Source organism: Amphritea sp. 1_MG-2023 (assembly GCF_030547545.1).
Lineage (GTDB): Bacteria > Pseudomonadota > Gammaproteobacteria > Pseudomonadales > Balneatricaceae > Amphritea.
On the sequence record NZ_JAUOQE010000034.1, the window covers coordinates 13,975 to 33,448 of the forward strand.

The window sequence follows — 19,474 nt, forward strand, 5'->3', positions numbered from 1 at the left end:
GTGGTGAACAAGATGATCATTCGTAAACAGTTTGATGAAGTAATGGTTCCCAATTACGCCCCCAGTCAGATGATCCCCGTCAAGGGAGAAGGCTCAAAAGTTTGGGATCAAGCGGGTAAAGAGTATATCGATTTTGCCGGTGGTATCGCGGTGAATGCATTGGGCCATTGCCACCCTGAACTTGTTAACATACTGCAAACGCAAGGTCAGACACTCTGGCATCTGAGTAATGTCTGGACCAATGAACCCGCTCTGGAACTGGCGACTCAACTATGTAAAGCCACTTTTGCCGAACAAGTTCTGTTTGCCAATTCAGGTGCCGAAGCCAATGAAGCCGCCTTAAAGCTCGCCCGCATCCATGCCAAAAAGCAGTTTAATAACGCTAAAACCGAAATCATTGCCTTTGAAAATAGTTTTCATGGGCGGACATTATTTACCGTCTCGACAGGTGGGCAGGCCAAATATACAGAAGGATTTGAGCCACTCCCAGGGGATATCACGCATCTCCCCTTTAATAATTTGGCCGCCATTGAATACCATATCTCGGATAGAACCTGTGCCGTTATTGTCGAACCGATTCAAGGCGAAGGCGGCATCATTGCCGCTGAACCGGTTTTTCTCGAAGGCTTACGAGCGCTGTGTTCCAAGTACAATGCACTGCTCATTTTTGATGAAATTCAAACCGGAATGGGGCGCACCGGTAACCTGTTTGCCTATCAGGGTTATCAAGTGACGCCTGATATTCTCACAACCGCCAAAGCGCTCGGTTGCGGCTTTCCCATTGGCGCCATGTTAACCACCCGTAGTATCGGCAACAGTTTCGCCGTCGGTAGCCATGGTAGTACCTACGGCGGTAACCCTTTGGCCTGTGCTGTCGCGTTAAAAGCACTGGAACTGATTAATGATGCGACGCTATTAGCCGGTGTGCGGCAACGTCAGCAGATGTTTGTGAGCGGCCTACAGCAGTTAAATCACAAGATCGGCTTGTTTCGCGATATCCGCGGCGAAGGCCTATTGATTGGCTGCGAATTAAAACCCGCCTGGAAAGGTAAGGCGCGCCTGTTATTAACCCGAGCCGAGGAACAAGGGGTATTAATCCTCACGGCAGGTCCTGATATCGTCCGTCTTGCGCCCTCGCTGATCATTCCCTATCCCGATATTAAAAAAGGGCTACAACGATTAGCTCAAGCGATGCTGGCGATCAAAGTAGGCCTATAAGCCTGCTTTGCTGTCAGCACTGATCAGGTATCTATTATGGATCCGTTACTGTGCTCACTTAAACAACGTCTGCCCCAATTAACCACCACACTGATAGAACTGGCGCAGATTAATTCACATAGCCTCAATCATGCCGGTATTAATCAGCTGGGGCGCCGCTTAAGCGAACATTTCTGTCACCGTTTGCAGTGTCATCATCAACGGCTCAGTCTGCCCCCTTATACCCTTTATGGTACCGATGGCCATGCCATCGATCATCCCTTGGGCGATTTACATATCCTCAGTAAACGGCCCGAGGCGCCCCTACAAATTTTACTCACCGGCCACCTCGATACGGTTTTCCCAGCTGATTCTGAGTTTCAACAGTGTCAATGGCTCGATCATGAAACGCTGCAAGGCCCCGGCGTCAGTGATATGAAGGGCGGCCTGTTAGTCATGCTGGAAGCCTTGAATGCATTTGAACAATCACCGCTAGCCGCGCGCATTGGCTGGCGCGTTATTCTCAACCCTGACGAGGAGATCGGCTCCCCTAGTTCGGCGTCCATTCTCGCGCAACAGGCCAACCAGCATCACCTTGGCATGATCTACGAACCGGCTCTACCCAACGGTCAACTCGCAGGGGAACGCAAAGGCAGCGGCAATTTCACCGTGATTATTCGCGGCAAAGCCGCTCATGCTGGCCGAGAACATCATTTAGGCCGCAATGCGATCTGCGCCATGGCTGACTGTATCACGGCCATTGATCATCTCAACGGACAACGCGAGAGCGTCACTTTCAATGTCGGTGTGGTCAATGGCGGTGTCACCACCAATCAAGTGCCGGATCAGGCGCGTTGTCGCTTTAATATTCGTACCCGTATCAGCGCTGATGAGTCATGGTGCCAACAGCAACTGCAAACAATCGCTCAGCAAATCAATCGTAAAGAGGGTATTGCGCTCTCCTTACACGGTAGCTTTAGTCGTCGCCCGAAACAATTAGATCAAGCACATCAGGCATTATTTCAGCTCGTCGCTGACTGTTCAGCAGAATTGGGTACACCGCTCTTATGGGAAGCAACGGGCGGCTGCTGTGATGGCAACAATCTCTCCGCCGCGGGGTTACCCAACGTCGATACCTTAGGCGTTTTGGGCGGCAATATTCACAGCCAGCAAGAGTTTATTCACACGCCGAGTCTCGTCAGCAGAGCGCAGCTGAGCACGTTGATCTTACTCAAATTGGCACAGCAACCTGACCAGTGGCGTACTCAACGCGTTGATCAACAGCCCCATAAGTATTAGGTAAACGCAGCTAGAGGAGTCAAGGGATGAACGCTATCACGATAATTCGCCCAATCAGACAATCAGACCTAGAACGACTCTGTGAAATGGCTCACAGCAGTGGCCCTGGTTTTACCTCCCTCCCCAACAACCGAGATCTTTTGCAAGCCAAAATAAACGCATCAGAACAGGCCTTTCAGCAAACCGTTGCCGACCCCCTCGGGGCGAGCTATCTGTTTGTGCTAGAGGAGATCAAGCACCACCACGTTATCGGTATCTGTGGTATCGAAGCCGCGGTGGGGCTGCGAGAGCCATTCTATCACTACCGCCTTGGCACCGTGGTACACGCCTCCCGAGAACTGGGAGTACATAATCAATTTAAAACGCTCTATCTATGTAACGATTACACCGGCTCGACTGAAGTCTGTAGCCTCTACCTAGAACCCGAATACCGACAACATAATAACGGTGCCTTACTGTCCCGATGTCGCTTCCTGTTTATCGCTCAGTTCAGGGAACGCTTTCCGGGTAAAGTGATCGCCGAGATGCGCGGCGTCAGCAATACTGAAGGGCGTTCCCCCTTTTGGGATGGCTTAGGGCAACACTTCTTCAGCATGGAATTCTCGGAAGCCGACTACCTCACGGGTATCGGTAATAAGGGGTTTATTGCCGAACTGATGCCTAAACACTCCATTTATATCCACCTGCTACCCGAAAGCGCCCGTCAGGTGATCGGCGAAGTCCACAAAAACACCTTACCGGCGCGAAAAATGCTGGAAAGCGAAGGCTTCCGTTATGAAGAGTACATCGACATTTTCGATGCGGGACCGACGTTAGCCTGTGAAGCTAAAGATATCAGGGCGATTAGAAAAAGCCGCCATGTCGAGGTCTATACTGGCCCCTATCAATCACATAACACCGCTTACCTAGTCAGCAATACTTCACTGCACAATTTTCGCAGTACCGTCGTCGATACGGCCCCCTCAGAAGGTAGGCTCACCCTGCCCGCAGAGCTATTACATCAATTGCACGTCAGTGACGGGGATAAGGTTCGTGTCGTTCCCCTCAAGCGTTGGAGCTAAACCATGCAAACACCATCATCATTATTCATCAATGGCCGCTGGCTTCAGGGGCAAGGCCAGCGATTAACATCCTGCAATCCCGCCTCAGGCCAACAGCTTTGGGCGGGGCACTGTGCGTCTTCCTCTCAAGTCGAGATGGCTGTTGACGCGGCTCGTAACGCCTCAAGTCACTGGCGCGAGATGACTGTCGCTCAGCGACAACATTATATTTTACGCTTTACGCAACATCTCAATGAGTACTCAGAACTACTCGCCGACACTATCGGACAGGAAACCGGCAAGCCACTGTGGGAAAGCCGTACCGAAATCAGTGCCATGCTCGGTAAAACCGATATCTCGATCCGAGCATATGCCGAGCGTTGTCCAACTCGACGTGAGTACGATCAGCAAGGTGAACAGGTCTTACGTCATAAGCCGCAGGGCGTGGTAGCGATATTCGGCCCCTATAATTTCCCCATGCATCTACCTAACGGGCATATTATTCCCGCGCTATTGGCGGGTAATACGGTGATTTTTAAACCGAGCGAGCTAACGCCTCGCTGTGCTGAACTCATGACACATCTATGGCAAAAAGCAGAACTACCGGATGGCGTTCTTAATCTACTACAGGGAGACAGTGAAACCGGTAAAGCCTTAGCGTCTGCTAGCGATATCAATGGCCTGTTTTTTACCGGTAGTGCCACCACCGGTCAGCTGTTACATCATCAATTTGCGGGTCATCCAGAAAAAATTCTGGCACTGGAGATGGGCGGAAACAACCCCTTACTGATCACGCCGATGAGCAACATGAAGGCCGTGCTACACGATACTATCGTCTCTGCCTTTAGCAGCGCCGGTCAACGCTGCACCTGCGCTCGGCGACTATTAGTGCCTGCCTCTAGCTGGGGGGATCGCTATCTTAAAGAGTTGCTACAAGCCTGCCAAAAAATTCGTATCGACCGCTACAATGCGAAGCCTCAGCCCTTCATGGGCACGCTCATTAACAACGTCGCAGCCGAAGCTATCCTCGCGGCACAGCAACAACTACATCAACAAGGGGCCGAGCTTTTACTCGAAGCCCAACCGTTGCATAACATCGACGCAATGCTTTCACCGGCACTGATCGATACCACCTCGATCCCTGACATGGCGGATGAGGAATATTTTGGCCCACTGTTGCAAGTGATTCGCTACCGTGATTTTGATAGCGCCATCGAGATTGCCAATCACACAGCTTATGGACTGGCCGCTGGATTATATAGCGATGATGCCGATCAGTATGCCCATTTCCAACGTCATATTCGTGCCGGCATTATTAACTGGAATCGGCCATTAACAGGCGCCAGCAGTCAGCTACCCTTTGGCGGCTGCGGTATTAGCGGGAATCACCGTCCGTCGGCCTATTATGCCGCAGATTACTGCGCCTATGCGGTGGCATCCCTTGAAAGCAATCAGCCACGCTTACCGACAACCCTAAGCCCAGGCCTAGCGTTGTAAAGATTGGAGGAGACGCGATGCCGTATCAAGAAGTCAACTTTGATGGCTTAATTGGACCCAGCCACAACTATGCTGGGCTATCGCTCGGTAACCTCGCCTCAGGCGCGCATCAAGGTGAGTTAGCGTCACCCCGAGAGGCTGCCTTACAAGGACTCGAAAAAATGTGGCGTCTGGTTCAGCGTGGACAAATCCAAGGTGTCTTCCCCCCAGCTTGCCGACCGGATATTGACACACTGCGCAAGCTTGGCTTTCGTGGCCCCCTGCCTGAGATGATTACTCAGGCTTATCAGCAAGCACCGCACCTGCTCGCCGCCTGTTATTCGGCTTCATCTATGTGGGCAGCCAATGCGGCGACTGTATCTGCCAGTCAAGACAGCTCCGATAACCGGTTACATTTCACTCCCGCTAACCTGATCACCACGTTGCATCGTTCGATTGAAACGCAGTCGACGGCCAACCTGTTAAAACGGATTTTTAATGATCCAGTCCACTTCTGCCATCATCCGCCGCTGCCCTTACAAGCCAGCTTTGCGGATGAAGGCGCCGCCAATCATACGCGTCTGTGTGCCGAGCACAGTCAACCTGGCATAACACTGCTGGTCTATGGTCGAGGCAAACGGCGCAGCACGCCACAAAAGTTTCCGGCCCGTCAAACTCAAGCCGCCTGTCAAGCCTTGATGAGGCAACACAACTTACCCCCGACTCAGGTGTTGCTGGCTCAGCAGAACCCTGAGGCTATCGATCAAGGCGTTTTCCATCATGATGTGATCGGTGTCGGTCACCGTCACTTTCTCATGCTGCATGAACAAGCCTTTGTTAATCAGCGTCAAGTATTGAAGCAATTGCAACAGCAATGGCAGCAACTTAATGGCGCCGCTCAACCGCTCATCATCAGCGAAATTGATCAGCGAACCCTAAGCGTGAAAGAGGCCGTGAGTAGCTACCTATTTAATAGTCAGCTTATCAGCCTGTCAGATCAGACGATGCTGTTATTAGCCCCCGCGAACTGTCTCGCAGTTTGTCAGGCAAAATCGGCTATTGAGGCATTAATCGCCGCCGATAACCCCGTCTCAGAGGTCGAATATATCGATTTAGCCCAGAGTATGAATAACGGTGGTGGTCCCGCTTGCCTGCGTCTTCGAGTGCCGCTAAGTCCATCGGAGCTAAAGGCAGTACATCCCCATATTTTGCTCGATGAAAACCTCTATCGCCGGCTTAAAGACTGGATTAAGCAACACTACCGAGATCAGTTAAAACCGCAAGATTTGGCAGACCCCTGTCTGGCCAACGAAATCTACACGGCCCTGGATGAACTGACTGACATAATAAAACTACCCAAGCTATACCCATTTCAGGTATAAGGGCTAACGCTTTTACCTCTGTTGATGTTTATACTGCTTCTATGACATTTAAAATGACTAACAACGTGTACTTTGCCCTGCTAGGCTATATTTTCTGGGTGGTACTCTATCTTGGCTGGGATTATGCTCAGGAGCAAGATCGCCTCTATCAACAGGTCGATAGCGTACTCAGAACAAATGCTTTAGCCACGCAGCTCATATTACCGCAGTACTTTCATCGATTGGATATGCAGCCGGGCGATATTCAACCGGCCGCTGATTTACGCAATACCTTACGGCTCTCGCGGCTTATCGAACATACCGAGATAGCGTATGTTTACAGCCTAATAAAGCATAACAATCAAGTCTATTTCACCAGTTCCAGCGCCACCTCAGAAGAGCTACAAGCCGGTCAAGAGCTCTATAGTTATTTCGATCCCTACGATGACGTAGACCCCCGTGTAGAACAGCTGTTTTCTAATCCCTCGCAGCTATTTTTGGATATCCGTGATCAATGGGGCCACTTTCGCAGTGTCTTTATTCCGCAAACCTCGGCCGATGGTCGGCTATTTTTGCTGGCCGCCGATATCGATATCAGCTATATAAAAACCCTCTTGAATCAGCGACTCTGGCAGCAACTAGTACTCGCCACCATCTTTCTCCTCTTTATGCTCCCCGTCATATTCACCTTTTCAGCCGCTCAGCGGCGCTGGGCCAAAGAACTTGAAGTGAGCGTCCGAGAACGCACCGAAGCGTTGCATAGCAGTGAAAAGCGTCTAGAGTCGATCATCGAGCATTCACCGGTAGGCATTTTTCACTATGATCGATATGCCACGGTCACCATGGTTAATCATCGCTTTGAGGTTATTATCGGCGCCCAAGAACCCGTACTCCTAGGCTTCAACCTACTGAATAATCTCACCAATACAGACCTACTCGCCGCGGTGAGGGACTCATTACAGGGTAAGGTTGGCCGCTTTGAGGGGCCTTATACCTCAATACTCGGCGGTCGTTCCATCTACCTCATCGCTGATTTTGTCCCCTTGCTGGATAATCAAGGAGAGGTTAATGGCGGCGTGGCCGTCTTCAACGATCTCACCGAACAGCACTCCACCAATGAGACCCTGAAAAAGCTCTCGATGGCGGTGGAACAAAGCCCCAGTATGGTGGTGATCACCGATATCAACGGAACAATTGAATATGTTAATGCACGTTTTACCGAGATTACCGGCTATACCGCCACCGATGTCTTAGGTAAGTCCCCTCGTTTACTGAAATCAGGTGAAACCGCAACCGAGATCTATGCTGAGCTATGGAAAACACTCCTCGCAGGGAAAACCTGGAACGGCATGTTGCAGAATCAAAAGAAAAACGGTGAATTATACTGGGCTGACGAAACCATATCGCCCATCACTAACGATGCCGGTGAGATAACTCATTTCATTTCGCAACAGGAGGATATCACCGAAGTCCGGCGGATTGCGGATGAGATGAATTTCCAAACCACTCATGACCCTCTCACCGGTTTATTAAACCGTCAACAGTTTGAACACGAGCTAGCCCGCGTCATCGAGCATACACAGCAATATCACACGCATCATGTGCTCTGTTTTATCGATATCGATCAGTTTAAGATTATCAATGATACCTGTGGGCACATGGCTGGGGATGAGCTACTGCGTCGCATCAGTCAACTGATCAGAGACAGAATAAGTAACCGAGACACACTTGCACGCCCTGCCGGTGATGAATTCCTACTGTTATTTGAAGGTGCCAACTTAGCCCAAGGTGAGAGCGTTCTACAGTCGATCATCAATGATCTGAAAAGCTTCCGTTTCCAATGGGAGGAGCATCACTTCACTATAGAGATCAGCGCCGGCATCACCAGCATTGATCAGCACACCCGCAGTCCTCTGCAAGCCATGCAGGATGTCGATACCGCCTGTTATTCCGCCAAAGATGCGGGCCGAAATCGAGTACATATTTACAGCGAAAGTGATGAACAGCAGCTCATTCATAAAGGTTATGTCCAATGGGCCAATGAGATCCACCGCGCCCTCGATGAGAACCGCTTTCAGTTATATGCTCAACCGATTGTGCCGCTGCAAGAGGAACAAAAAATAGGCTACGAAATTCTCCTACGGCTGTTATCGGACGCGGATAAAATCATCGCCCCTGATGCGTTTCTGCCGGCGGCTGAACGTTACAATATCGCGCCTCAAATTGATCGCTGGGTGATTCATCATAGCCTGCAGTGGATCGCTAACAACATTGATCGACTTGATCATGTTGCCAGCCTTGCTATCAATCTATCGGGGCAATCGCTAGGTGATAACAGCCTGCTGCAGTTTATTATCGACCATATCGAGCAGGGCACTGTTCCCGCCCGCATGATTAAATTTGAAATTACCGAAACTGCGGCTATTGCTAATCTCAACAATGCACAAAAATTTATCCATGCACTGAAACAACTCGGCTGTCAGTTTGCCCTAGATGACTTCGGTAGCGGTCTCTCCTCGTTTGCTTACCTGAAGAGCCTTCCTGTCGATCTCCTCAAAATAGATGGTATGTTTGTACGCAATATCATCACCGACCCGATTGATGAAGCGATGGTGCGCTCAATCAATGAGGTCGGTCACATTATGGGCATGCAAACCATCGCCGAATTTGTTGAGACCGATGAAATGATGGAACGCCTCAAAACGATTGGCGTTGATTATGCACAGGGCTATGCCATTAGCCGCCCCCTGCCCATCGATAGCATCTTGAAAGACAATTGATCTAAATCTTCGATGCAGCACTCAAGCTTTAGGAAAACTCAATAGCAACTCAAGCCCTGCACCCGCGGGGCTACTCGCCGTTAACGATCCGCCGAGTAACTGTGTCGCCCGTTGCGCAATACTCAGCCCCAGACCATAACCATTCTGCTGTCCCGTAAAGCGGACGAAGGGCTTAAACATTTTAGCCAACTGTTCCGCGCTCAGCCCTTCCCCCTGATCGGTGATCCGAATATTGACCTTATCAGCAGTCAGCTCCGCCACAATGCTGATCTGAGTTCCTGCGGGCGTATGTTTAACCGCATTACCAAGAATATTACTCAACGCTCGTTCAAGTAGTGCCGGATTACCTTTAATTCGATAAGCGACCGGATGCCATTCAATCGGATGCTGTGAGGCACTGAAACGAAAATCGTCAACCAAGGTATCAATCACGCTATTCAGCACAAAAGGCTGATCGGAAACTTCCATCTGTTCCAGCCGTGATAAACGCAAAATTTCATCAATCAATCGGTTAATCCGCTCACATTCCTGATTGATTCGCTCAATATATTGCTGATCCGTGTCTGACATTTTCTGCCCCGCCAGCCCCGCCGCCATCTGTAACCGAGCCAATGGCGCTCGCAGTTCATGAGAAACATCTTGCAACAGGTGCGTATTCGATTGCAGCGTTTGCTCGACATACTCGGCCATCTGATTAAACTCTCGGCTCAACTCACCAATTTCATCCCCTCGTCGGCTCAGTGAATCATCGGTTCGTGCGCTAAGATCACCGTTATAAAGATCACAGGTATATTGCCGTAAGCGATTCACTGGGCGCACCACCATCAAACTAATTAAGAGCGCGGCAATCCCAGCCACCACCATCAGTAACCCCACTTGCACGGACAGGAAAAAACCAAATAACTTAGCCCCGAGATTGGGCGGCAAATGTGTTTCCGCCACCACCTGATATTCACTGCCGCTATCAGAGGTGACCTTTAACGTCAGCGGCTCGCGAAATTTTCTGATATTCTCGCGACCAAAAATAACCTTGCCACTGCTCAGGGCGACAATCTGTACTTTAATCGGAAACCATCGTTTTTCTCTAAGATCATCATGCGATCGCCGCCACTCTTTCATGGCGGGCAGGCGGCCATTGCGCTCATAACGATCGATCATTAGCTCCGCTTGCCCTAACACGCGAGCACTGAGCACATCACGATCACGTTCCTTTTCTGAGAGATGCCCGACGACAAAAGCCGTCAGCGCGATCACCAGAAAACTGGTCACCCATACGGTGATAAATATTTTCAGAAAAAGTCGTTTATACCAGCGAATCGCCATCAATTTACCTTACTTCGCACATCGCGTTATCATTATTCATTAACCAACATATAACCGGCACCCCGCACCGTTTTAATCAGTTCGCTACTCGGCATCGCTGCCGCGAGCTTTTGTCGCACTCGACTCACATGTACATCGATTGCGCGATCATAAGCGGTCAATTTTCGGTGCAACACTTTCTCCGTTAGCTCATCCTTACTCACAATAGAGCCCACCGCTCGCATTAACTCGGCCAGCACATTAAACTCAGCACTGGTCAACTCGATTGGATTACCCGCTACCGTCACGCGTCGTTTACCGGCATCGAGTTCAATGTTATGCAGATTCAGTATCGTCGAATGATCTTCGACGCCTGATAGCGGCACACTACGACGCAGTACTGCGCGAATTCTGGCCACCAGCTCTCGAGGATTACAGGGCTTCGCCAAATAATCATCGGCCCCCATCTCTAGCCCAATAATGCGATCAATATCATCGCCTCGTCCCGTCAACATAATCACCGGCGTTCTCACTCGAGGGCGTACTTGCTGTAACAGCTCTAAGCCCGTCTGCCCCGGCATCATAATGTCAAAAATCAACAGATCGTACTGCCCATCGTGCTGCAATAAAGGTAGTGCCTGCTCCACACTATGAGCAAAGCTGACCTCAAAACCTTCAGATTGAAGGTACTGTCCCATCAGATCACACAGCTCTTGATCATCATCGACTAATAGTAGTTTCACGTTATCACTCATAAACAGCTCTCTTCCAAGATGAATCACTTCAAGATAATGCCAGAGTAATCAAGCAACCGACTAATTTCACCTACCTAAAATACCCTTTACTCAACTTTACACCGCCTTTACCCAACTTAGCAGGGGCTAGGGACATACTGTATCCATCAAAACAAACAACGCTTTCGGAGAAACATCATGCGTAAACAAATTATTATCGGTATCACTGCCGCCATTATTGGTGCTGGCGCACTCACCGCAGGCATGGCTTCAGCTCAGAGTGACGAAGATCGTTGCGGCGACCGAGATGAAGGCCGTCACGGTAAACATGAACAGATGGACGGTAAACATGCGAACAAGCGACTGCATCGCATGGCCGAAAAGTTGGATCTGACCGATGCACAAACCGCGCAGATGAAAGCACTCTTCAAAGATGGTCGCGATGAGATGAAAGATCAGCGGGATCAAATTCGGGAGATGCATACTGCATTAAGAGAGCTTGATGTTAACGCCGCGGATTACGATCAACAGGTGGCGGGACTCGTCGCTCAAGCACAAGAAAATACAGCACAGATGATACAGATGCGAGCACAGCAGAAAAAAGAGATGTTCGCTATCCTAACGCCAGAGCAGCAGGAGGAATTTTTACAGATGCGGCCAAAAAAACCTCGTCACGACTAAGCGAAGCAACGCTTAGCTTTACTTGAGTCTCGATGTTTAAGGGTCAGCTGAATCAGGCTCCAGCTGACCGCTTTTACAAGCTCCCTATAGATGACGCCCATCATCTATTCACCATTGCCTTTAAACCGGCAACTTGCCCTGCGATTAAGCAGGGCTTTTTTGTACGTTATAACTGTGAACGCAGATCGGTTTCCAGCGTCATAAGATAACGCGCTTCTACGTTATGAATCTGCTCTAGCTGTCGCGTCGCGACAGTGCGTAAGCGAATATTCATTTCCAACTGCCTAATTTCATGACGTAAAAAAGAGCGTTGATCTTGCGTCAAGTGTTGCGCCATTAACTGCTCTCGTTGGTTATGTAGTAATCGCTTATCTTCGCGCTGCTGTGCCTGTAAGTCACTGATCTCACGCTTAATCTCGGCAATGCGTTCAATCTGTTGATAAGCTTCACTGCCTAGCCTGAACCCCTGCGCAAATGCCGAACGACGATCGCCACGACACACCGCATTAAAGCTTGCACCAGAACGCGCGACCGCATAACCATTCATCGCCGTGCAATAACGGATTACACCACGATCGTGACCCTGCAGATATGCCTCTATCTGAGGCACGACCCCATACTCAGCACAAGCGTCACGATGCTGTTCCAAACGCTTCGCCGCACGGCCTGCCACGCCATCATTAAAACCGATCAGTTGCCAGTCAGCCGTTAAACACCCTTCTTGATCGAGCGTGGCACAACTGACCAACCCGATACTCAGCAAGACCACTAACGATCGCTTTATCATGCTTATGACTTCCTCTTCTAATCCGTCCGATAGTGTACCTAATCGTCACTGAATTAAGGAAGGTGCGAATAAGTCCGTTATATTCTCTGCGGACATTGACTTATTCGCACCTTCCCCAACCGAACAGCCAACGGCTACCGACGATGCGCTATTCAGCCTCGAGGGCATCGATCATGGCTGCACAGATAAAGTCATTTTCAGATAGACCATCGACAGCATGCGTACTGTAACGAACCCAACAGCGTGCGTAACCGACTTCGAGATCGGGATGATGATTCTCCCGATGAGCGATCCACGCGACGGCATTCACAAACGCCATCGTCTGATGAAAATCATCGAACTTAAATGACTTTTGCAGCATGTGAGCCTCGGCATCGAGACCCCAGCCAGGCGCAAGCTGTGTTAGCAACGGCTCGGCATCCACTCGGCTCAACTTAGCCAGCCCTCGATAGGGCAAGCAATGACGCGACCTTAAACGGTCCGGTTCAGTCATCGTCGCTCTCCATTTTAAAGTTCTCCATCGTAACCCCCTATCTTAAAGACCTTGCTCGCATCGAGTATAAACCGCTATAGCGTGATTGTACGTACATTGATTAACTCAGAGGCCGAAATCCGTGCTAAGGTTTGCCCCCAATAAGGCTAAGCATATAAGGAAATAGAAGATGCCGATTTATGACTATCGCTGTGAAGCCACCGGCAAGGTGTTTGAGGTGCGTCACCCCATGACTCTCAAGCTTTCCACGTGGGCCGACCTATGCGATATCGGTGGCTTCAGCGAAGGCACGACGCCCATGAATACAGCCGTTACTCAATTAGCGAATACTGACCGATTGATTCATCATAAAACCATACAAAACCCCGAACCTCCCTGCATGAGAGGCGATGATTGTCCTGGCCACTGTGGAACCTAAAAATGCTATCCAAATTATTATGTAAAACCCCAATCCTGCTGCTGTTATTAAGCCTGCTAACCATCGATACCGCCATCGCAGGGCCACTCAAGCCAACCATGAAAGCGATGCGTCTGCATTATAAACAAGCCATCGACACCCAAGACCCAGCGATTTTTAACGACAAAATCGCTCAGTTTCTAAGCGAACTAGAAACAGCAAGGGCATATAACTTCTCCCCAGAGCGCAAAGCACTCTCGTTAGAGGGCCTCAATAAGGTCAAATCACAGCTCGGTCGCCTCCCTAAAGCAACCAGCACAAACCTGTCTCAATTACAAAATCAACTAAGAGAGGTCGATCAGTTACGGGTGGAATACCATAAAAAAGTAAAGCCTGGCGTATTTGAGCTGCTACTCGATACCTTTAAAAAAGCGCTGAACCTATAACGGTATTCATTCAGTCATTTTTTTGTAAACCGCTGTCACAATTTAATCTCGCTGTGGTATAGATAACCTTTCATATTCACAGAGACGGCGGCAGATTATGTCCGGCAAACTGATAACCCTGCTATGCAGCGCCATGATCGTACTCTCCGGTTGCGATCATCAACCGGCGGCGAAGGCCCGCTCAGCTAAACCTCATCTGGTTGAGGTCATGCAGACTTCTGCCGCGAATATTGAGTTACAGCGCATCCGCACCGGCAGCCTCGAAGCTTTTCAAACGATCAATATCTACACTCAAGCAGAGGGCATCGTTAAGCAAATTTTGCCTCGGGAAGGCGATCGAGTAAAACGCGATCAGCTGTTAGTGACATTGGATGCTCAACTACTTAAGGCTCAGCTTCAACGGGCTAGGGCCGTGCGTCAGCAAGCAGAAACGGAATTAACCCGTATCAAAGGGCTGATACAACGTAACCTCACCGCGCGTTCCGAACTCACCAGTCGCGAAACCGATCTAGCGGTTGCCCAAGCCGATGAAAAAGTGATCGCCACTCGGCTCGGCTACACCCGTATACGCTCACCCATTGATGGCGTTATTACCGCTCGACATACGGAACCGGGAAATCTCGCGGAACAATCATCACACCTTCTCACCATTGCCGACATTAGCCGTCTAAGGTTAAAGGTCGACGTTTCAGAACTACTGCTGAATCAATTATCGATCGATATGCCGGTCGAGATTCAAATTGACGCACTACAAAACCGTCAGCAACAACCCTTCGCCGTGTCCGGAAAAATCAGCCGTATCTATCCCACCATCGACCCCGCCACTCGCAGTGGCACATTGGAAATCAGCTTAAATCCAGCACCACAAGGTGCTCGCCCGGGTCAGTTTGCGCGCGTGAAATTCAGTATCGCTCGCCAGCAGGTGATGCTGCTACCCATCGGCAGTCTGCGACAATCAGCCGATGGCAGTTATGTCTACATCATCGATCGCGATAACAAGGTGCAGATACGGTCACTCGAAACCGGCCTCAAAACCGGCGAGCAGATCGAAATACTGACAGGCCTCCAACCTGAGGAGCAGGTTATCACGCGGGGATTTACCAACCTTAAACCGGGGATGCAGGTGACTGTCGTCAACCGAGTCAGCAACTGAGGCCGATACTCATGAGACACTCAAAGGGACTGGCTAACTGGTCTATCCGTCACCCCGTCGGCGTGATCATGCTGGCATTAGCGGTGATCGTGGTGGGGGCTTTTGCCTTGAATCGTCTATCCGTCGATCTGCTACCGCATATTATTTATCCCGAGATCCGTGTCCGAGTACTGGATAGCGGTGTGCCCCCCAGCGTCATGGAAGACCGAGTCACTCGTAAACTCGAAGAGCAACTCGCCATTACCGAAGACGCGATTCATGTGCAGTCAACCACCACTCAAGGCACCACGACGGTCGATCTAGCCTTTGAGTACGGTAAAGATATCGATGTTGCCCTTCGCGATGCAAGTACGCGGTTGGACCGAGCTCGGCGGTCGCTACCGGAATCTATCGACGCGCCCGTTATTTATAAACTCGATCCCTCGCAGATCCCCGTGATGGAATTTGTCATCAGCTCCCCCATTCGCGATAGCGCCGCGCTACGTCAATGGGCCGATGATGTGATGGCTAAATGGCTGCTCAACCTACCCGGTGTCGCCGCCGCCGAAGTCGGTGGTGGGGTGGTACGCGAAGTCCATATTATTCCCGATCAACAGCGTATGGCGGCCTATGATATCAGCTATACCACGTTGACTGATGCCATTGCCGAGGGTAACGGCGATCAGGCCGCCGGACGTATCACGATGCCGGGTAACGAACTCAACAGTCGTATTAGCGGTCGTTTAATCTCACTCGAACAACTGCGTCAACTGCCGGTTGCTCGCCGTGGCGACACTAGCCTCACCCTCGCCGATCTCGCCCGTGTTGAATTCAACACCGAAGCTGAACGTATATTGATTCGTGCCGATGGCGTGCAGGGGATTAAGCTCTCGATTCAAAAACAACCCGCTGCCAACACCACTTATGTCGCCGATCAGGTTAAAGCCCGCCTCACGTGGCTAGAACAACAGCAGATTATTCCCATCGATATCAGCGTCACTCAAGTGTCTGATCAGTCGATCTATGTCAAACAAGCCCTTAACAATGCCACGACCGCCGCCATCAGCGGAGCGCTGTTAGCCATGGCGGTGGTTTATCTGTTTCTGGGTAATCTACGCCATACGCTGATTATCGGCAGTGCGATACCGATCGCCATTATGTTTACCTGTGTATTGATGGGGCTGGGCGGCCTAACCCTCAATATTATGACCCTCGGCGGCCTCGCATTAGGTATCGGTATGTTGGTGGATAACACCATCGTCATGCTAGAAAATATCAGCCGTCATCAGCAAAACCACGAACACCCACTCGCGGCGGCCAATCATGCCGCCACCGAGGTTAACAGTGCGATTATCGCCTCAACCTCGACCAACCTCTGCGCTATCTTGCCTTTCCTATTTATTGGTGGCCTAACGGGACTGCTGTTTCAAGAATTGATCATCACCATTTCAGCCGCCATTTTCGCCTCAATGGTGATTGCGCTAACATTGGTACCGGCACTCGCCGCGGCCACGAAACCCTCTCGCGCCGGCGGCATTCGCTATCTGACAGATCGCGTGGTACAACGCATTCAGCAGGTTTATACCGCCCTACTCGAACGCTTGCTAGCGTATCGTCTGTTAACCTTATTAAGCTTCAGCATCGCCCTCATCGTCTCATTGCCGGTATTAACCAGTGGCAAGCAGATCTTTCTACCGCCACTCGATGATGGCCGTATTACCGTACGCATCACCGCCGACACGGGTATCTCACTCAGCGACATGAATACCAGGGTGAAACAGCTTGAGGCCCTCTTTAGCGATCAAGCGGAAACCGAAACGGTCTTTACGCTCGTGGGAGGCTCTGTCTTTGGTCGCTCACAACGAGAACAATCAAACCGCTCAACGGTGATCGTGCAACTTAAATCCGTGGCCGAACGCGAGCTCTCCAGCCATCAATGGATAGACAAGCTTCAGCGACAGATCGCCTCATTACAACTGGCTGGGTTTACCATCCGTATGACGCAGCGCGGCATTCGTGGCATCAGAACCAACAGCGGCAGCGAAGATATCAGTCTGCGCTTACAGGGGCCGGATAATCAAACGCTGATTCGTTTGGCAGACGCATTAACCGATCAACTCAAAACCTTACCTCAACTACGCAATCTCAGTCATTCCGCTGAAGACCGTTTAAACGAGCTAGCCATCAGTCTCGACCGAGTGCGTGCCAATCAGCTCGGTATCGAGCTCGAGGATCTTATCGAAGCGACTCAGATAGCCTTGCAGGGTAAAATCATCAGCGAGTTTATTACCGACGATCATGCTTATGATATCCGCCTGCGCTTAGCCGAACAGCATTTCAACACCCCTCAATCGCTGGAAACGCTACTGCTATTTCCCGCTACCGGTGCATCATCACCGGTCCACCTTGCCGATGTTGCCAGTATTCAGTTGATCGAGTCTGCAGCGAGTATTCAGCGAGATAATCAGATGCGTATCGTCGAGATATCCGCCTCTTTAGCGCCCGAGATGACACTCGGTGAAGCCCTCAGCGCGGTGAATGCCCTACGGGCAGATGTCTCCCTGCCGCAAGGTTACACCCTCTATGATGGCGGCTCAGAGAAAGCCTTAGCAGAGCAGAACAAACTCACCCTGATGTTGTTGGGGTTAGCGCTGTTTTTGGTGTTTGTGGTGATGGCGATTCAATACGAATCGCTACGTAATCCGTTGATCATTATCTTTGGCGTGCCCTTTGCCGCCATCGGCGTGGCGGGGGGCCTCTGGCTAACCGCTATTCCACTGTCGATGCCGGTGTGGTTAGGCATGATTATGCTCACCGGTATCGTGGTAAATAATGCCATCCTATTGGTAGAATATGTGGAGATCGCCCGCGATCAAGGCTGTAGCGTGGCAGAAGCGATCCTCGATGCCGCCAGACTACGTTTACGGCCGATCATCATGACCACGCTCAGTACCGTCGCCGGTATGCTGCCACTGGCTCTCGGTTGGGGCGATGGTGCCGAAATGCTACAACCTCTGGCCATCACGGTGATCTGGGGACTCTGCTTCTCGATGCTCGTTAGCCTCGTGTTGATTCCCGTGACCTACCATCTGATTAATCATCGTCGTTCATCGCTGTCGTGAAGGTTAAACCGGTAGCATCCGGTTTAACTCAATTTCTTGAGCAATGACTTATGCTTGCGACCGTTATCCACATAAGCATCGGCGTTTTTATGTAATTGTTCGATCGCCTCGCTACTCAGTGTTTTCACCACTTTCGCTGGGGCGCCCAGAATCAGTGAATTATCCGGAAATACCTTACCCTCAGTAACCACGGCACCCGCACCCACCAGCGAATTTTTACCAATCACCGCGCCGTTTAGCACCACCGCCTGAATCCCGATCAATGATCCTGCGCCGATATGACACCCGTGCAGCATCGCCTGATGGCCAATGGTCACCCGCTCTTCAATCATCAATGGATAACCGAGGTCGGTATGCAGCACCGCACCGTCCTGCACATTACTCCCCTGACTGATCACGATCGATTCGTTATCTCCCCGCAATACCGCCTGCGGCCAAATACTCGCACCGGCCGCTAAGGTCACATTACCGATGACCGTCGCCTGATCGGCCACGTAGGTATCTGCATCCACTTGCGGCTGCAGACCGTCAAATTCATAAATTGCCATAACCTCTCCTTTTCTTTCATCTCCGGTAGAGAAGGCAATATGATACATGTCTCATACACGAGAGATGAACATTGCCCAACCGCTAAAATGCCGGCTCGCTGGATAATGCATGGACGACTCAACCAGATACCCCCACTGCTGGGGCAAAACGACTAACGGTTGACGTTGACTCCCATGGTTTAGCGGCACCTACACCGATAGATACTCATAGCATTTGCATATAAAAAAGCTCCCGTCATTGCTGACGAGAGCTTTTTCAAACAGCATCTATTATGCAGCAGCTTTACTTGCGGCTGTCAGGATAGCCTGAACCTCAGTGAAGTAAGCCTTAGAACTTTCGGCGGCAAGCTTAGCTTCAGACTGCAACGCTTCAATTTTGGCTTTAGTTTCTTCAGATTTAGCAGTGACAAAAGTAGTGAACGCTTCAGCATCTTTAATTGCAGAGAACATTTTTAAATCCACTTGAACTTGAGCGATTTGTTTTTCCATCGCCGCTTTGTGAAGTTCGAAAGCTTGCGTAAAAGTTGTAGTATTCAGTTCGATCAGTTTCTGAACTGGAGCGCTAAAAGCAGTAAAGTTAGCAGTAGGAATAGACTTAAACATAATGTGTACCCAGATAGACATATGGTTGATGCAGTGATACTACAACTCGCTATGCTGCGCTGCAACAAAAATATTT

17 protein-coding genes are annotated in these 19,474 nt (G+C 50.4%); 11 read left to right on the forward strand and 6 right to left on the reverse strand.

Features of this window, described 5'->3' with window-relative positions; all coding sequences use genetic code 11:
- The first annotated feature begins 12 nt into the window (after positions 1 to 12).
- From Q4488_RS15585 to Q4488_RS15610, 6 genes are read left to right on the forward strand one after another with little or no spacing between them, the layout of a single operon-like run.
- The gene (locus Q4488_RS15585) at positions 13 to 1,218 is read left to right on the forward strand and encodes an aspartate aminotransferase family protein (RefSeq protein ID WP_303581408.1); all 1,206 of its coding nucleotides are present in this window, start codon (positions 13 to 15) and stop codon (positions 1,216 to 1,218) included.
- A 36-nt stretch (positions 1,219 to 1,254) separates the two neighbouring features.
- Complete coding sequence (locus Q4488_RS15590) at positions 1,255 to 2,496, forward strand: hydrolase (protein ID WP_303581409.1); 1,242 nt, start codon at positions 1,255 to 1,257, stop codon at positions 2,494 to 2,496.
- Positions 2,497 to 2,522: 26 nt separating this feature from the next.
- Positions 2,523 to 3,557, forward strand: coding sequence for an arginine N-succinyltransferase (gene astA, locus Q4488_RS15595; RefSeq protein WP_303581410.1), 1,035 nt, complete (start codon positions 2,523 to 2,525; stop codon positions 3,555 to 3,557).
- 3 nt (positions 3,558 to 3,560) lie between these two features.
- Positions 3,561 to 5,033, forward strand: a complete 1,473-nt coding sequence (astD, locus tag Q4488_RS15600; RefSeq protein WP_303581411.1) for a succinylglutamate-semialdehyde dehydrogenase — start codon at positions 3,561 to 3,563, stop codon at positions 5,031 to 5,033.
- 17 nt (positions 5,034 to 5,050) lie between these two features.
- Positions 5,051 to 6,394, forward strand: coding sequence for an N-succinylarginine dihydrolase (astB, locus tag Q4488_RS15605; protein ID WP_303581412.1), 1,344 nt, complete (start codon positions 5,051 to 5,053; stop codon positions 6,392 to 6,394).
- Positions 6,395 to 6,447: 53 nt separating this feature from the next.
- Complete coding sequence (locus tag Q4488_RS15610) at positions 6,448 to 9,153, forward strand: bifunctional diguanylate cyclase/phosphodiesterase (protein WP_303581413.1); 2,706 nt, start codon at positions 6,448 to 6,450, stop codon at positions 9,151 to 9,153.
- A 21-nt stretch (positions 9,154 to 9,174) separates the two neighbouring features.
- Here the strand turns inward: Q4488_RS15610 and Q4488_RS15615 are convergent, their stop codons facing one another.
- Both Q4488_RS15615 and Q4488_RS15620 read right to left on the reverse strand, forming a co-directional pair.
- Positions 9,175 to 10,476 carry a HAMP domain-containing sensor histidine kinase gene (locus Q4488_RS15615; RefSeq protein ID WP_303581414.1) on the reverse strand — a complete coding sequence of 434 codons (1,302 nt, stop codon included), beginning with the start codon at positions 10,474 to 10,476 and terminating at the stop codon, positions 9,175 to 9,177.
- A gap of 32 nt (positions 10,477 to 10,508) precedes the next feature.
- Complete coding sequence (locus Q4488_RS15620; protein WP_303581415.1) at positions 10,509 to 11,210, reverse strand: response regulator transcription factor; 702 nt, start codon at positions 11,208 to 11,210, stop codon at positions 10,509 to 10,511.
- Positions 11,211 to 11,387: 177 nt separating this feature from the next.
- Here Q4488_RS15620 and Q4488_RS15625 point away from each other — a divergent pair, with 177 nt between their 5' ends.
- Entirely contained in the window at positions 11,388 to 11,870 is a 483-nt protein-coding gene (locus Q4488_RS15625) for a Spy/CpxP family protein refolding chaperone (RefSeq protein WP_303581416.1), read from the forward strand.
- 166 nt (positions 11,871 to 12,036) lie between these two features.
- Here the strand turns inward: Q4488_RS15625 and Q4488_RS15630 are convergent, their stop codons facing one another.
- Both Q4488_RS15630 and Q4488_RS15635 read right to left on the reverse strand, forming a co-directional pair.
- Entirely contained in the window at positions 12,037 to 12,657 is a 621-nt protein-coding gene (locus tag Q4488_RS15630; RefSeq protein ID WP_303581417.1) for a DUF2799 domain-containing protein, read from the reverse strand.
- 148 nt (positions 12,658 to 12,805) lie between these two features.
- Complete coding sequence (locus tag Q4488_RS15635) at positions 12,806 to 13,150, reverse strand: 4a-hydroxytetrahydrobiopterin dehydratase (protein WP_303581418.1); 345 nt, start codon at positions 13,148 to 13,150, stop codon at positions 12,806 to 12,808.
- A gap of 169 nt (positions 13,151 to 13,319) precedes the next feature.
- Between Q4488_RS15635 and Q4488_RS15640 the strand changes: the two genes are divergently transcribed.
- The 4 genes from Q4488_RS15640 (at position 13,320) to Q4488_RS15655 (ending at position 18,247) form a co-directional block, all read left to right on the forward strand.
- Complete coding sequence (locus Q4488_RS15640; RefSeq protein ID WP_303581419.1) at positions 13,320 to 13,568, forward strand: zinc ribbon domain-containing protein; 249 nt, start codon at positions 13,320 to 13,322, stop codon at positions 13,566 to 13,568.
- A gap of 2 nt (positions 13,569 to 13,570) precedes the next feature.
- Positions 13,571 to 13,993, forward strand: a complete 423-nt coding sequence (locus tag Q4488_RS15645; RefSeq protein WP_303581420.1) for a cytochrome b562 — start codon at positions 13,571 to 13,573, stop codon at positions 13,991 to 13,993.
- Positions 13,994 to 14,090: 97 nt separating this feature from the next.
- The gene (locus Q4488_RS15650; RefSeq protein ID WP_303581421.1) at positions 14,091 to 15,146 is read left to right on the forward strand and encodes an efflux RND transporter periplasmic adaptor subunit; all 1,056 of its coding nucleotides are present in this window, start codon (positions 14,091 to 14,093) and stop codon (positions 15,144 to 15,146) included.
- A gap of 11 nt (positions 15,147 to 15,157) precedes the next feature.
- A complete protein-coding gene (locus Q4488_RS15655; protein WP_303581422.1) occupies positions 15,158 to 18,247 on the forward strand; it encodes an efflux RND transporter permease subunit in 3,090 nt (1,029 codons plus the stop codon).
- A 23-nt stretch (positions 18,248 to 18,270) separates the two neighbouring features.
- Here the strand turns inward: Q4488_RS15655 and Q4488_RS15660 are convergent, their stop codons facing one another.
- On the reverse strand, positions 18,271 to 18,795 hold the full coding sequence (locus tag Q4488_RS15660) for a gamma carbonic anhydrase family protein (protein ID WP_303581423.1): 525 nt from the start codon (positions 18,793 to 18,795) through the stop codon (positions 18,271 to 18,273).
- A gap of 270 nt (positions 18,796 to 19,065) precedes the next feature.
- Positions 19,066 to 19,398 carry a hypothetical protein gene (locus Q4488_RS15665; protein WP_303581424.1) on the reverse strand — a complete coding sequence of 111 codons (333 nt, stop codon included), beginning with the start codon at positions 19,396 to 19,398 and terminating at the stop codon, positions 19,066 to 19,068.
- Between the last annotated feature and the right edge of the window lie 76 nt (positions 19,399 to 19,474).